The 13,845-nt window shown below is 42.0% G+C and carries 13 protein-coding genes; 1 reads left to right on the forward strand and 12 read right to left on the reverse strand.

The features are described 5' to 3' along the window. Positions 1 to 148 precede the first annotated feature (148 nt). The 11 genes from lolE to MS_RS05485 form a co-directional block, all read right to left on the reverse strand. On the reverse strand, positions 149 to 1,390 hold the full coding sequence (gene lolE / locus MS_RS05435) for a lipoprotein-releasing ABC transporter permease subunit LolE (protein ID WP_011200359.1): 1,242 nt from the start codon (positions 1,388 to 1,390) through the stop codon (positions 149 to 151). Positions 1,391 to 1,402: 12 nt separating this feature from the next. Continuing rightward, on the reverse strand, positions 1,403 to 2,089 hold the full coding sequence (gene lolD / locus MS_RS05440) for a lipoprotein-releasing ABC transporter ATP-binding protein LolD (protein ID WP_011200360.1): 687 nt from the start codon (positions 2,087 to 2,089) through the stop codon (positions 1,403 to 1,405). A 59-nt stretch (positions 2,090 to 2,148) separates the two neighbouring features. Further along, positions 2,149 to 3,342 (reverse strand): lipoprotein-releasing ABC transporter permease subunit, encoded by a 1,194-nt coding sequence (locus tag MS_RS05445; protein ID WP_011200361.1) that lies wholly within the window; start codon positions 3,340 to 3,342, stop codon positions 2,149 to 2,151. A gap of 118 nt (positions 3,343 to 3,460) precedes the next feature. Beyond that, positions 3,461 to 4,402 carry a 2-hydroxyacid dehydrogenase gene (locus MS_RS05450; RefSeq protein ID WP_041640194.1) on the reverse strand — a complete coding sequence of 314 codons (942 nt, stop codon included), beginning with the start codon at positions 4,400 to 4,402 and terminating at the stop codon, positions 3,461 to 3,463. Positions 4,403 to 4,504: 102 nt separating this feature from the next. Beyond that, the gene (gene kdsA / locus MS_RS05455; protein ID WP_011200363.1) at positions 4,505 to 5,359 is read right to left on the reverse strand and encodes a 3-deoxy-8-phosphooctulonate synthase; all 855 of its coding nucleotides are present in this window, start codon (positions 5,357 to 5,359) and stop codon (positions 4,505 to 4,507) included. 24 nt (positions 5,360 to 5,383) lie between these two features. Further along, positions 5,384 to 6,178: a SirB1 family protein gene (locus MS_RS05460; protein ID WP_011200364.1), complete on the reverse strand. Its 795-nt coding sequence runs from the start codon at positions 6,176 to 6,178 to the stop codon at positions 5,384 to 5,386. Continuing rightward, a complete protein-coding gene (gene prmC / locus MS_RS05465; protein WP_050738257.1) occupies positions 6,175 to 7,128 on the reverse strand; it encodes a peptide chain release factor N(5)-glutamine methyltransferase in 954 nt (317 codons plus the stop codon). Before prmC ends, MS_RS05460 begins: the two co-directional genes overlap by 4 nt. Before the next feature lie 166 nt (positions 7,129 to 7,294). Next, positions 7,295 to 8,377, reverse strand: a complete 1,083-nt coding sequence (prfA, locus tag MS_RS05470; protein ID WP_011200366.1) for a peptide chain release factor 1 — start codon at positions 8,375 to 8,377, stop codon at positions 7,295 to 7,297. A gap of 86 nt (positions 8,378 to 8,463) precedes the next feature. Further along, complete coding sequence (locus MS_RS05475) at positions 8,464 to 8,928, reverse strand: hypothetical protein (RefSeq protein WP_011200367.1); 465 nt, start codon at positions 8,926 to 8,928, stop codon at positions 8,464 to 8,466. Between the two features lie 195 nt (positions 8,929 to 9,123). After that, complete coding sequence (gene fabA, locus MS_RS05480) at positions 9,124 to 9,657, reverse strand: 3-hydroxyacyl-[acyl-carrier-protein] dehydratase FabA (protein ID WP_011200368.1); 534 nt, start codon at positions 9,655 to 9,657, stop codon at positions 9,124 to 9,126. Between the two features lie 155 nt (positions 9,658 to 9,812). After that, on the reverse strand, positions 9,813 to 11,585 hold the full coding sequence (locus tag MS_RS05485; RefSeq protein ID WP_011200369.1) for an AAA family ATPase: 1,773 nt from the start codon (positions 11,583 to 11,585) through the stop codon (positions 9,813 to 9,815). Between the two features lie 160 nt (positions 11,586 to 11,745). Here MS_RS05485 and matP point away from each other — a divergent pair, with 160 nt between their 5' ends. Beyond that, positions 11,746 to 12,195 (forward strand): macrodomain Ter protein MatP, encoded by a 450-nt coding sequence (gene matP, locus MS_RS05490; RefSeq protein ID WP_041639752.1) that lies wholly within the window; start codon positions 11,746 to 11,748, stop codon positions 12,193 to 12,195. 81 nt (positions 12,196 to 12,276) lie between these two features. Here the strand turns inward: matP and pyk are convergent, their stop codons facing one another. Continuing rightward, a complete protein-coding gene (pyk, locus tag MS_RS05495; protein WP_011200371.1) occupies positions 12,277 to 13,716 on the reverse strand; it encodes a pyruvate kinase in 1,440 nt (479 codons plus the stop codon). Positions 13,717 to 13,845 lie beyond the last annotated feature (129 nt).

The raw sequence follows: 13,845 nt of genomic DNA on the forward strand, positions 1-13,845 counted from the left end.
TCATCCGAAAAATAGAAAAATTTAACCGCACTTTAAAGCTTATCAAGTGCTTAGGGTCTATTTATCTTTTATAAACAGACCCTAATGTTAAGTGAGATTACTCTACCACTTAATTTTGCATTGGTAAACTAGTACATTGTTATTTTTATTAATGGCCGCTCAAAACCTGCGCCGGTTGCAATTTTGCCGCCCTGTTAGCCGGGTATAAACTTGCCAATAAACTTAACATTAAAGCAGCAACCAGTACTAATAAAACGTCTTGCCAGTGTAATTCACTGGGTAAAAAGTCCACAAAATAAATACCGTCCGACAATAATTTATGCCCTAGCAGGCTTTCGACAGCTTTAATAATTGAGGTGAGATTTAACGATAAAATAACGCCGAGAATTATTCCTATTAAACAGCCTTTCATGCCGGCTTGCAGCCCGTACCAGATAAAAATACGTTTAATAAAACCGTTGTTTGCGCCGAGGGTGCGCATAATGGCGATATCGCCCGCTTTGTCTTTTACCGCCATAATCAGAGTGGAAACAATATTAAAACAGGCAACGCCGATAACTAATACCATGGCAATATACATAACTGTCCGAATCAGCTGAATATCACGGTACATATAACCGAATTTGTTGATCCAGGTCTGTAAATTCAGCATTTGCGGATAATCGTTAAGATTAGCAAAATTAAGTTGCTGAACCTTAAACGGATCCGCTACTTTCATTTCAATACCGCTTATTTCATTTTTGGCAAAACCCAAAAATTCCTGCGCAGTGGCGAGAGGAATTAATGCATAACTATGGTCAAGCTGCCCGTCCAAGCGCAAAATACCGGTCACCTGAACACGTTCGCGGGCAGGCTGAGAAAGTTGATCACCGTCCGTATTTTGCGAAATGAGCAATGTGACCCAATCGCCCTCCGACACATCTAAATCTCTGGCGATGCCCGAACCCAGCACTAATCCGCCCCGTTCGGCAAATTGTTGCCAGCCGTTATTCAACACGAATTTGCCTAACGAACTCACGTTGTCCAGCATTTTGTGATCAACACCGTGAACCTGAACCACTTTCAATTTTGCTCCGTTTTCCACTAATGCGGTGAAACTTACGTAAGGCGAAACCGCTTTAATATCGGAATTTGCCATCAGGCGTCGTTCCAGATCTTGCCGATCGTTAATCCGCCCGTCTTGATAAGCGGTGATATCACTGTGCGGCACAACGGCTAAAATACGGTTATTTAGCTCTCGCTCGAAACCGTTCATGGCGCTTAACCCGAGGATTAAAACCGCAACGCCTAACGCAATACCGATACTGGAAAATAACGCAATGAGGGAAACCAAACGATTTTTCTGTTTTGTCCGTTGATAACGCCAACTAATAAAAAATGGAGTATTCATTGAAATCCACCGTTACATTTCCGGCCGCAATACGCCGTCTTGCATAATTAAACGACGATTCAGCTTTTCGGCTAAATTTAAATCATGGGTGACCAGTAAAAATGCGATGCCTTGATCCTCATTCAGTTGTTGAATCAGTTCAAAAATACTTTCCGTGGTTTTATGGTCGAGGTTTCCCGTCGGTTCGTCCGCTAATACCAACGCGGGATTATTAACCAACGCGCGGGCAATCGCAACCCGTTGCCGTTCGCCGCCGGAAAGTGCGGACGGTTTATGAGTAATTCTGTGAGACAACCCCACCGCATTGAGCATTTTTTCCGCACGATCTTTAGCTTCGGTTTTATTCTGATTACCGATTAACATCGGCATTAACACGTTTTCCAGCGCGGTAAAATCCGCCATTAAATGGTGGAACTGATAAACAAACCCCAAATAAGTATTGCGCAATTTCGCCAATTCGTCTTGCGAGGCTTTTTGCAGAGATTTGCCTTTAATAAAGACTTCGCCCGAAGTAGGTTGATCCAGCCCGCCTAAAGTATGTAATAAAGTACTTTTGCCGGACCCCGAACTGCCTACAATCGCCACCAGTTCCTTATCGTTCATAGAAAAAGTGACGTCTTTTAAAACTCGGGTTGTTACCGACCCTTCAATGTAATCTTTAGTCAGATTCTGACAATTTAATAAAATTCCGTTGTTCATAATTGCTGTTCTATTTTTATCCGGCGGTAAAATTCTTTAAATTTTGACCGCACTTTTACTTATTCATATCTCAATGCTTCCGCCGGTTCCACTTTTGCCGCCCGATAAGCGGGATAAATAGTGGATAACAGCGACAATAATAATGAGAACGCCACAATAACGATAATTTGCCCCAATTCCAAAGAAGTGGGTAAAAAGATGCCGCGTTGACCGAATAACTCAATAATATCGGCTAAATTCAGCGTAATGAGCACGCCTAATATAGTACCGATTATTGTACCGACCAGCCCCACTAAAAAACCTTGCAAAATAAAAATACGGCGAACCTGCCGTTTATTTAATCCTTGAGTTTGCAAAATGGCAATTTCTCCTTGTTTGTCTACTACCATCAAACTCAATGAAGTAATTATATTGGAAATCGCCACAATAATAATCAGGCTGATTAATAGCCCCATCATATTTTTTTCCATGCGTACCGCCTGGAAAAATTCACCTTTTTGGCTGCGCCAATCCTCTAATTTCCATTTATCCGCAGAAAAAAATTGCGGCAATGCGGTAATTTGAAAAGGATCGTCTAAAAATAACCGATAACCTTGCACCTGCTCCGGTCGAATGCGCATTAAACGCCCGATATCCGACAAATTAGCAAAAATTTCATAGCCGGAAACTTCGGAATTATCGGAAAAATAAATATCGCTGACGGTAAACAAGCGCTGTGTCGGTACTCGTCCGAAAGGCGTATATTGGCTGTTTTCGGTGATCATTAAGCGTACTTTATCGCCGATATTCAGACGGAGCTTATCCGCCAACCTGTTGCCTATCAGAATTTTAAATTCGCCGGCAGGCAGTAATTCGCTAAGTTGCTGTTGGGTTAAATAATCCAGAATTAAATCATCGCTTGGTTTTTGCACGCCGATAATATGCCCTGCGCTCACACCTTGCGCGGTTTGTAAAATAACATTCGTGCTATTAATCGGTACCGCCTGGCGCACAAAATCCGGCATGGACGGTTGGGCGGCTTGTAAATCCAAATAACCTTCCTGCGGCATTAATACGGCATGAGGAATGCCGGATAACACCTGTTGTTTTTGATGTTTTTCCAGACCGTTCATGACAGACAACACAATAATCAGCGCCATCACACCAAGCACAATGCCCGAGCTGGCCAAATTAGTCACTAATCGGGCGAAACGATCCGCACTTTTAGCCCGCCAGTAACGCAGCGCGATATAAAGGGAAACTGGGAAATTCATATTACCTTTAGGTATCTAACCTGTTTGAATCACATTTAAATAAGATGAAAATGACGGATGGAAACATCCGAGAGGAAACCCCATCCACTCTCATCGAGCAAATGGGGTGATTATACGTTTATTTTCCGGTGGCGACAAACTCTTCAATATTATCGCGTACTTTATTGACTAAAGTGGTAACCGCACTATCCGACGCCCAAGCGATATGCGGAGTAATGAGCAGATTCGGCATGGTTTTCGCCGCAACAATTAGCGGATTATCTTTTTCTGGCGGTTCTTTAATCATTACGTCAATCGCCGCACCGGCCAAATGCCCGGATTTTAACGCATCCAACAATGCCTGTTCGTCCACTAAAGGACCTCTGCCGGTATTGATTAAAAACGCGCCTTTTTTGAAAAGCGACAAAGTTTCTTTGTTAATCAGGTTTGTTGTGTGTTCCGTTAGCGGGCAGTGCAACGTGACGATATCCGCCTGTTTAAGTACCTCATCAAAAGGCGTATAACCTTCACGGCAGGACTGCGCGTCCCGATGTTCCGCATAAAGTACTTTCATACCAAGTGCGGTTGCCAAACGTCCGACTTCAGTCCCTAAACAACCCTTTCCTACCACGCCCAACACCGAGCCGCGAATATCCGTGATCGGGTAATCAAAATAACAGAACTGTTTAGACTCGCCCCATTTCCCTTCCAACTGATCCCGATACCAACCGGCAAGGCTGTGTTTTAATGAAAATATTAACCCTAACACATGTTCCGGTACGGTTACCGATGAATAGCCGGCAACATTTTTAACCCTAATGCCTAATTCTTTTGCAGCGATAAGATCAATGTTATTTGTGCCCGTTGCCGTTAATGCGATTAATTTTAACTTAGGCAATTGTTCCATCACTTCGCGGGAAAAAATAACTTTGCTGGTAACCACAATATCCGCATCCTTTGCCCGTTCTACTGTTTGTTCCGCACCGGTGTAAGGATAATCAATCCATTCGTGATCAAAATCAGGACGTGGAATCGGCAAATGAGGAGGAAGCGCCGTGCTGTCTAAGAAAACAATTTTCATAAAAGCTCCTTGTTTAGGTAAATAAAGTTCGTCTTTAATATGAGAAATAGCATACAAAAAAAGTGCGGTAAAAACTACCGCACTTTTCATCATTCAACGAAATTATTTCGAGGTATCTAATTGTGGAAATGATTTAACCAAATCGTCTAACGCTTTCATTTGACTGACAAAACCTTCCAATACGGATAACGGCAATGCGGAAGGACCGTCGCATTTAGCATTATTCGGATCCGGATGAGCCTCTAAAAACAAGCCGGCAATTCCCACCGCTAAGCCCGCACGGGCAAGTTCGGTTACTTGATCGCGACGACCGCCGGAAGCCGCCCCAAAAGGATCGCGGCATTGTAACGAATGGGTGACGTCAAAAATAACCGGCGCTCCTTTCGATACTTTTTTCATCACACCAAAACCGAGCATATCCACTACTAAATTGTCATAGCCAAAGTTTGAACCGCGATCGCATAAAATCACTTTATCGTTACCGCACTCTTCAATTTTTTCTACGATATTGCCCATTTGACCCGGACTTAAAAATTGCGGTTTTTTTACATTAATAACCGCACCGGTGCGAGCCATAGCTTCCACTAAATCCGTTTGACGGGCTAAAAAAGCCGGCAATTGAATCACATCCGCCACTTCCGCCACCGGTTTACATTGGTAAATTTCATGCACATCGGTGATGATTTTCACACCAAAAGTTTGTTTTAACTCCTGGAAAATTTTTAACCCTTCTTCCATGCCCGGACCGCGATAGGAATGGATAGACGAGCGGTTCGCTTTGTCGAAAGAAGCTTTAAAAACATAAGGTACGCCGAGTTTATTTGTTACCTCAACGTATTTTTCACAGACCTGCATCGCCATATCGCGGCTCTCAAGCACGTTCATACCGCCGAATAATACAAAGGGGTTGTCATTTGCGACGTTAATATCGCCTATACGGACAATTTTATTTTGCATAGTTAATTCCTATAGTTAATTTCTTTAGTGGAGTTCAGAAAAATGATCTTTTAATTCGGCAAGTTGCGCCGTTAATAAAAATGAGGTGGGGTCCTGCGGACATTGATCCACAAAATACTGCAAATCCTCCGCCGCCGCCTGATAGCAACCCATTTGCGCCAACACTAGCCCACGGTCACGGATTTCATAAGGGTCTTCCGGGTGATAACGCAGCAACGAGGCAATATATCGGTATGCCGCATCATTACGGTTTTCCCGAATCAAGGCGTTTTTAGCCAGCTGTCTAAAGCGGTTAAGCAATGTATTTACATCCGCTCGCTCAAGTTCTTCACTACTGATTTCCGCCCCAAAACCGAACGCGCCTTCGTATAATTTCTGCAAATGAGCTTGCGATAGGTAATGACCGTTCCAAGGGTCGATAAACGCCACTTCATTATCAACTTCAGCCCGTAAAATCAACTGGGTCGGAAAATTTACCGGATAAAGCGGTAGCTTTAAGCTGTCTGCCAGATACAACAGCAATGCGCCCAAACTAACGGGCATACCGGAATGAGTTTCCAGTACATAGGCGAGATATAGATTCTCCGCTTCAAAATAATGTTCCGGATCGCAATGAAATCCCCAGTCGCCGTAGAAAAGCTGTAATAATTGATGGATTCGGACTTTATCGTCACCCTCTTGCCCGATAACCTGACGGGCTTTTCGAACCAAACCGCCTATTAACGAACGGATACGCCCCAATTTATCCCCTTCATCATCACAGGTAATGAGATAAAAAGAGGTCATTTCGTCATATAAGGCTTTTTGATAATACTTCATTCTTTATTCCAACAACCAAGAGTAATGCGTTCATTGTCGCCATAATCTTTCATTGTTGCAACCTGTTGCCAGTAATTTTGTGAAAATTCATTAAAAATCGACCGCACTTTTTGCCCTTGCTGCCAACCGTGCTCTAATATTAACCAGCCCTGGTGTTTTAAATGAAACGGCGCCCGCTCGATAATATGCCGCAAATCCGCATATCCCGAGTCTTCCGCCACCAATGCCGTTAAGGGCTCAAAACGCACGTCTCCCAAAGCTAAATGCTCGTCCTGACGGTCAATATAAGGCGGGTTACCGACTATAATGTCAAATTGCCGGTTTTCCAGTTGTTCAAACCAATTGCTTTGTAAAAATTCAACTTGCGGCAATTGATTTCTCAGGGCGTTCCGCTTAGCAAGTTCAACGGCACCGTTCGTCAGGTCCACACCTAAAATCCGCAATTTTGCACCGCACTTTTGGCTAATCGGCGCTAATTCCGCCGCTAAGGCTAAAGCGATGGCGCCGGTTCCCGTACCAAGATCAAGAATGGCTAATTCACCTGAAAAGTGCGGTGAATTTAAGCGAAATTTTGCAAATTCTAAGGCTTTTTCCACTAAAATTTCCGTATCAGGACGGGGAATCAAAGTATCCGGCGAGACCTCTAAATTCAACGACCAAAAATCCTGTTCGCCGAGAATGTAGGCTATAGGTTCGCCTTCACAACGGCGTACTAAATATTGCGATAAAAGCGCCGATTCATTTTCCGTTAATAAAGTATCCGAAAAAGCGATAATCGTACCTTTGCTTTTTTGGGTAACAAATTGCAGCAACCGATTTGCATCAACCTTCGGATTGGCATAAGGATCTTGCTTCGTCATATCCTGTAAGCTGTCTTCAGCAAACGCCAGCCATTGTTGATATGTTTGGGGGGAAATTTTTGTTATTGTGATTTCTTCACCGATTACCATAAAATCCTCAGTTAGTTGTTTAAACCTAATCCCTGATTTCATCGTTATTTTCTCTTGAATTTTCGACAAGTATTAGGGTCCGTTTATCTTTTATAAACAGACCCTAAAAGAATGTGCGGGATAAATAGGAAAAAGGCAAGCCTGCAAGCCCACCCTTTGAAGAACCTTATGGTTGATCCGATAACGCCGCCAGTTGATCCGCCTGGTATTCGGTGATGATTGGTTGAATCAATTCATCGATTTTACCGTTCATCACTTCATCCAGGCGATATACAGTTAAATTAATACGGTGATCCGTCACACGGCCCTGCGGATAGTTATAAGTACGGATTTTATCCGAACGGTCGCCCGAACCTAATAAATTACGACGGGTTGTAGCCTGTTCGGCAGCTAATTTATCCTGCTCCGCCTGTACCAAACGCGAAGCCAACACCGCTAAGGCTTTTGCTTTATTTTTGTGTTGCGAACGTTCATCCTGACATTCCACCACCATCCCCGTCGGAATATGGGTGATACGCACGGCAGAGTCGGTTTTATTGATATGCTGACCGCCCGCACCGGATGCCCGATAAGTATCAATGCGTAAATCCGCCGGATTAATTTCCGGCATTTCGCTTTCAGGTAGTTCCGGCATCACCGCAACGGTACAGGCAGACGTATGAATACGGCCTTGCGATTCGGTTTTCGGCACGCGTTGCACACGGTGACCGCCCGATTCGAATTTAAGCTGCCCGTAAACGTTATCACCGCTCACTAAAGCGATAATCTCTTTATATCCGCCTTGTTCGCTTTCATTTTCACTAAGCACTTCAACACGCCATCTTTTCATTTCGGCATAACGACTGTACATACGGAATAAATCGCCGGCGAAAATACCCGCTTCATCACCGCCTGTTCCGGCACGGATTTCTAAATAGGCGTTATATTCATCGTTCGGATCGCGCGGCAATAATAAAATCTGTAAATGCTGTTCGACTTCTTCAAGTTCGTTTTTTGACTCTTCAATTTCCATTTGAGCCATTTCTTTCATTTCCGGGTCATCAAGCAACAGCTCCGCTTCTTCGATATTAGAATTTAATTGTTTCCAGCGTGAAAATGTTTTGACCACTTCTTCTAATTGTGAATATTCTTTTGAGTAAGCGCGAAATTTATCCTGATCGCTAATTACCGAAGCATCACCTAGCAATGCTTCCAGCTCTTCATAACGTTCGTTTAAGCTATCTAGTTTACTAATAATACTGGGTTTCATTGGTTTCCCTTTAAAATGAATAAGCCATAAAAAAATCGTGCTATTCTAGCACGATTTTTCATAATTTTGACAAGATTGAAAAATTTTTAGCGCAACGCCGTGAACTTATTCGGCATGTCCCGAATAACGGATTCAATAGGATAAGTTTTTAAATTTACCGAATTAACGGCGCTCAAACAAGCGAGAATCGGCTCTAGGATCTCATTTTCTTTTTGTTGAGGAAAATAAAAGAAATTCATCACCGTTTGCTGGATTTTAGAACAGTTTACCGATAATAAATATGAATAACCTTTTTGAGAAATAATGGAATATTTGTCCGTTTTGCCGTTTTTTATTTGGTAACTTTTCTTTTTATGGGAACGTACGTTCTCATTGTTCGCCAATTTAGAATCAATGCAGGAAATAAATTCCCGGCTATCCTTACTTGTTGTTCCGACAATCAGTTTTGGTTTATTGCTTTTTTCTATATCTAACGATTGAGACGGTTTTGCCGAACAACCGCTTAACACCATCATAAGTGCTATCAAAATTCCTTTTTGCCACTTAAACATGGAAATTCCCCAATAAATTCAATTTAAAATTCCGTATGATTTTACTGAAAAATTTAGTTTATACAGCAAGAAATTTTTTATTTTGCGAAACGGATCACAGCTTTTTTTAAGGACAGTTTATCACTATTGAATGAAAACAAAAAAATCGCTTACGGGAACCCATAAGCGATTTTTTTTATATATAAGTTAAACGGATTAGAATGTTGACATATCCTGAAATAAACCGACTTTTAAATCCGTTGCGGTATAAATAACTCTGCCGTCAACTTCCACTTCACCGTCAGCCAAACCCATCACCAATTTGCGGTTAATAACACGTTTTAAATGAATGCGATAAATAACTTTTTTCGCCGTCGGCAGAATTTGCCCGGTAAATTTCACTTCGCCCACACCCAATGCACGGCCTTTACCCTCACCGCCAATCCAGCCTAAATAAAAACCGACCAATTGCCACATTGCATCTAAACCTAAACAGCCCGGCATCACCGGATCACCGATAAAATGGCAACCGAAAAAGAATAAATCCGGTTTGATATCCAGTTCGGCTTCCACATAACCTTTGCCGTAATTACCGCCAGTTTCGTTCATCTCAATAACCCGATCCATCATTAGCATGGTCGGCGCCGGGAGTTGCGGCCCTTTCGGACCAAATAATTCGCCGCGACTGGAGGCTAATAAATCCTCATAAGTATATGAGCTTTTTTTATTTAGTGTACAACTGTCAGTCATTTTTAACTTTCCTTAATATATTAGAATTAGCAGATATTAGCTATACAGCTAACCATTCGAAGCATTCTAGCAAAGTTAATTTTTATTTTAAATAGCTAACAAGTGTTCGCTCAATCTGTTCAGACCAGTTAAGCAACAAAGGTCAAATATTTTTATTATTTCCGTCCGAATAGTAAACCCCAGAATCCGCGAGATAAATGATCCGTGCGCTGTTCGATACGCCGCGCGATTAACCGGGAAATAGGTTCGTTATCGCCGTTATAGCTTTTATCTTCTTCCGTTAAATCCCGTTGGAATAAAATTTTGCTGGCTTGATAAACATCTTCTACCGCCCAAACAAAAAATCGGCGATTTTTGACCGCAGTTATCACCTCTATCGAAAGACTTAGCTGATGAATGACTGACGCAGGAATAATCACTCCTTGTTCGCCGGTCAATCCTCTACGTTCGCAAATAGCAAAAAATCCTTCGATTTTTTCATTCACTCCGCCCACAGAATGTACCAAGCCGAACTGATCGATTGCTCCGGTAATTGCAACGGATTGCGAAACAGGCAAATCCGCTAAGGCGCTGGTTAATGCGCAAAATGCAGCTAATGAAGCGCTATCTCCGTCAATTTCCGCATAAGATTGTTCAAATACTAAGGAGGCGGAAAACGGCAGTTGTGAAGGCAGCTCCAAAATATTCGCCAAGCAATTTTGTGCAATGATCATGCCTTTGCTGTGTATATTACCTGCCAATTCACTTTTACGATCCACATCGGTAATTTCACCTTCACCGAATTGCACAATACAGCTTAACCTTGACGGCTCACCAAAAGATGTCGGCGTACCTTGATATTCAATTACCGAAAGTCCGTTAATTTGACCGATTGCCTCCCCTTCCGTCGGAATGAAAACCTGCTCATGCAAAATATCATCGTAAGTTCTGTCCCGTAAAAAGCTATGCTGCATAGCGGTGATTTGAAAAACTTTCTCAAAATCCACCGCACTTAGTTCAGTTCCCGTACAGACTAATACTGCTTTGCTCAGTAAATTTTTAAGCATTAACGGTGAAATATTAATCACTGCGCGATCTTCGCTTTCCCGTACATATAATTGATATAAACGCTCTACTCCCTTATCGCTTATTGACGGGAAATCATATTGTTTTGCCAATGTCCGCACATATTGCACCCATTTGACTTTTTGCACCGGCTCTTCAAGAGAGAAATAGCTTTCTAATTCGGAATAATCACCCAACCCGAAAAGCTCTGTTTCCAATTCCGAAAATGCGGCTAATTCTTCTCGCGAACCCAATAACACGACTTTAAGCTCAAGAGGATAACTCGGAATATGGCAAGGCAGAGGTTTAAACGGATGCATTGAGTACCAATCAAAAGTCTGCGTAGTTAAAATATGTTTTAACCGACACCAAATATCAAAGCGAGCCAATAATCCTGCGACGGAAAGAATTAAAACGCCGCCGTTCAGTTGATGCACAAGCCCGGCATTCAATTGGATATCCTTAGATATAGGATGCACCAACAAGGAACCGAACAGTTGGTTTTCATCAAAATAAAGCGCGGTACCTACTTGTTTTATGGCGGCAAAATTATCTTCCTTTGATTGCGCCGGTTCTACGGAAATTCTTGCAAAGGAAAAACTGTCCGCCTGTTCAATAAAGTAATTTACCCCTTTAACCTGGGAATTCTGCGGTAACAAAGATTGAATATAATCGGCTAATAACGGCGCATATTCCGCCTGATCATCGGCTTTTAACACCAATAAACTGCGGTGAGAATTTTGCAAAAATTGTTGAATTGCCGAATTTGCCCGAGGTTGTAAATCAAAAAATGAAATTGACTGTTCCGGAATATCGGCAAGTTCCAAAGTCGGCATGAGATGCTGCCAACTTAAAAGTTGTTCGGATGATAAAGATAAATTCACAAGTATGCTCTTTTGTCTTGCTTAAAAATTAGGATTTTGCATTATCGCATAAATCCTGTCGCTTCGCCCGATCAAGATGAAAAATTTACTAGAAAAAGTGAGTCAAAAATCGTAATATGATGTTCAGTTACCTTGTCACTTAGCAATGGAGAACCTATCCATGAAGTATCAAAAATTAGAAAATCAAGAAGCGCATTGGAAATGGTTGTATTTAATTAAAAAAAATCGTGAAGGCGAGAATATTACCCGTTATGAAGAACGCAGTTTGCAGCAAAGCAAAGTGCATGATTTATTAGAAAGCCAGAATTATCCTGAAAAAATTGAAGAATGGATAGCCAATCATATGGCTGAATCGTTGATTATCAAATTAGATCAGGCGATTCGCGCCAGACGTAAACGTTTCTTTAACGCGGAAAAATTATCCACGAAGAAAAAATCTATTGATTTAGAATATGGGGTTTGGTTACGCCTTTCCAAATATTCAAAAAAGATGAAAATGACACTTTCCGAAACCATCACCTATATGATCGACGAGCGGGAAAGCAAAGCGTTGTATGAAAGCCAGATGTCGGCAATGAAGGCGGGCTTAAAAGATCTGTTAAACAAATAGTGCGGTGCATTTTTCCGAATTTTTATAGAAAAGCAAAAAAAAAACGATGACTTAAATCATCGTTTTTTTGTTCATTGCCTATTATTCAACAATCAATGTACGGCAAAGGTTAGTACCGCTAGAACTGCTTGCGTCGCCCTGAGTTAATAACACTAAATCGCCAGACACTAAGAAACCTTCGTCTTTTAATAATTGAACCGCTGCTTTCGCACCTTCTGAAGTACGGCTGTCTTTATCAAAATGAACCGGTGTCACACCACGATACAATGCACATAAATTTAATGTAGATTCGTTACGTGACAATGCAAAGATTGGTAAACCGGAACTAATGCGAGACATTAAACGAGCAGTACGACCGCTACTTGTTAATGTGATAATCGCCGCTACGCCTCTCATGTGGTTTGCCGCATACATTGCAGACATTGCAACAGATTCTTCAATAGACTCGAATTGAACGTTCATACGGTGTTTAGACACATTAATGCTTGGCATTTTCTCCGCACCTAACGCAACTTTCGCCATCGCCGCAACAGTTTCCGCCGGATATTGACCAGCCGCGGTTTCAGCAGAAAGCATTACCGCATCGGTACCGTCCAATACTGCGTTAGCTACGTCCATTACTTCCGCACGAGTCGGCATAGGATTGCTAATCATTGATTCCATCATTTGAGTTGCGGTAATAACAACACGATTTAACTGACGTGAACGACGGATTAATTTTTTCTGAACACCGACTAATTCAGGGTCACCGATTTCAACACCTAAGTCACCGCGCGCAACCATGATTACGTCCGCCGCATTGATGATATCGTCCATTGCTTCGTCCGTTTCAACTGTTTCGGCACGTTCTACTTTCGCAACAATTTTCGCATCCAAGCCCGCATCTTTTGCTAATTGACGGGCGTAGTTTAAATCCGCGCTTGAACGCGGGAAAGATACGGCAAGGTAATCCACCCCGATACGCGCCGCAGTAATGATATCCGCTTTATCTTTTTCGGTTAATGCATCGGCAGATAAACCGCCGCCTAATTTGTTAATGCCTTTATTATTTGATAGTGGGCCACCGACCGTTACTTCGGTGAATACTTTTGCACCTTCGGTCGCCAATACTTTCAATTGAACTCGACCGTCATCTAATAATAAGATATCGCCCGGAACCACATCTTGCGGTAATGTTTTATAGTCTAAACCAACCGCTTCCTGGTTACCTTCACCTTTAGGCATCTCTGCGTCTAAAATGAATTTATCACCGATATTTAAGAAAATTTTGCCTTCTTTAAAAGTAGAAACACGGATTTTAGGGCCTTGTAAGTCACCTAAGATTGCTACGTGTTTACCTAATTTATGAGCGATTTCACGTACTTTTTCAGCACGACCGATATGATCTTCGGGCGTACCGTGGGAGAAGTTCATACGTACAACGTTTGCACCGGCAGCAATGATTTTTTCTAAATTATTGCCTTTGTCTGTTGCAGGCCCCATTGTACATACGATTTTCGTTCTTCTTAATCTTCTGGACATTAAATACTCCGTAAATATTTTATTTGTTTGATTTAAATAACCTTTTTTCATGTTACTGCTAAATACTAAAAAACAGCCATGAAGAAAAAACTGCGCTGTATTATACGCTGAAATTGTGAGTAAAGCGAT

It is taken from the genome of [Mannheimia] succiniciproducens MBEL55E, assembly GCF_000007745.1.
GTDB classification, from domain to species: Bacteria; Pseudomonadota; Gammaproteobacteria; order Enterobacterales; family Pasteurellaceae; genus Basfia; species Basfia succiniciproducens.

What these genes read in the sequence shown, in the direction of transcription:
- lolD (WP_011200360.1), bottom strand. Translation starts at nt 2,089, where the DNA reads ATGAACAACGGAATTTTATTAAATTGTCAGAATCTGACTAAAGATTAC.
- MS_RS05460 (WP_011200364.1), bottom strand. Translation starts at nt 6,178, where the DNA reads ATGAAGTATTATCAAAAAGCCTTATATGACGAAATGACCTCTTTTTAT.
- fabA (WP_011200368.1), bottom strand. Translation starts at nt 9,657, where the DNA reads ATGACTGACAGTTGTACACTAAATAAAAAAAGCTCATATACTTATGAG.
- MS_RS05475 (WP_011200367.1), bottom strand. Translation starts at nt 8,928, where the DNA reads ATGTTTAAGTGGCAAAAAGGAATTTTGATAGCACTTATGATGGTGTTA.
- MS_RS05450 (WP_041640194.1), bottom strand. Translation starts at nt 4,402, where the DNA reads ATGAAAATTGTTTTCTTAGACAGCACGGCGCTTCCTCCTCATTTGCCG.
- kdsA (WP_011200363.1), bottom strand. Translation starts at nt 5,359, where the DNA reads ATGCAAAATAAAATTGTCCGTATAGGCGATATTAACGTCGCAAATGAC.
- pyk (WP_011200371.1), bottom strand. Translation starts at nt 13,716, where the DNA reads ATGTCCAGAAGATTAAGAAGAACGAAAATCGTATGTACAATGGGGCCT.
- prfA (WP_011200366.1), bottom strand. Translation starts at nt 8,377, where the DNA reads ATGAAACCCAGTATTATTAGTAAACTAGATAGCTTAAACGAACGTTAT.
- matP (WP_041639752.1), top strand. Translation starts at nt 11,746, where the DNA reads ATGAAGTATCAAAAATTAGAAAATCAAGAAGCGCATTGGAAATGGTTG.
- lolE (WP_011200359.1), bottom strand. Translation starts at nt 1,390, where the DNA reads ATGAATACTCCATTTTTTATTAGTTGGCGTTATCAACGGACAAAACAG.
- prmC (WP_050738257.1), bottom strand. Translation starts at nt 7,128, where the DNA reads ATGGTAATCGGTGAAGAAATCACAATAACAAAAATTTCCCCCCAAACA.
- MS_RS05445 (WP_011200361.1), bottom strand. Translation starts at nt 3,342, where the DNA reads ATGAATTTCCCAGTTTCCCTTTATATCGCGCTGCGTTACTGGCGGGCT.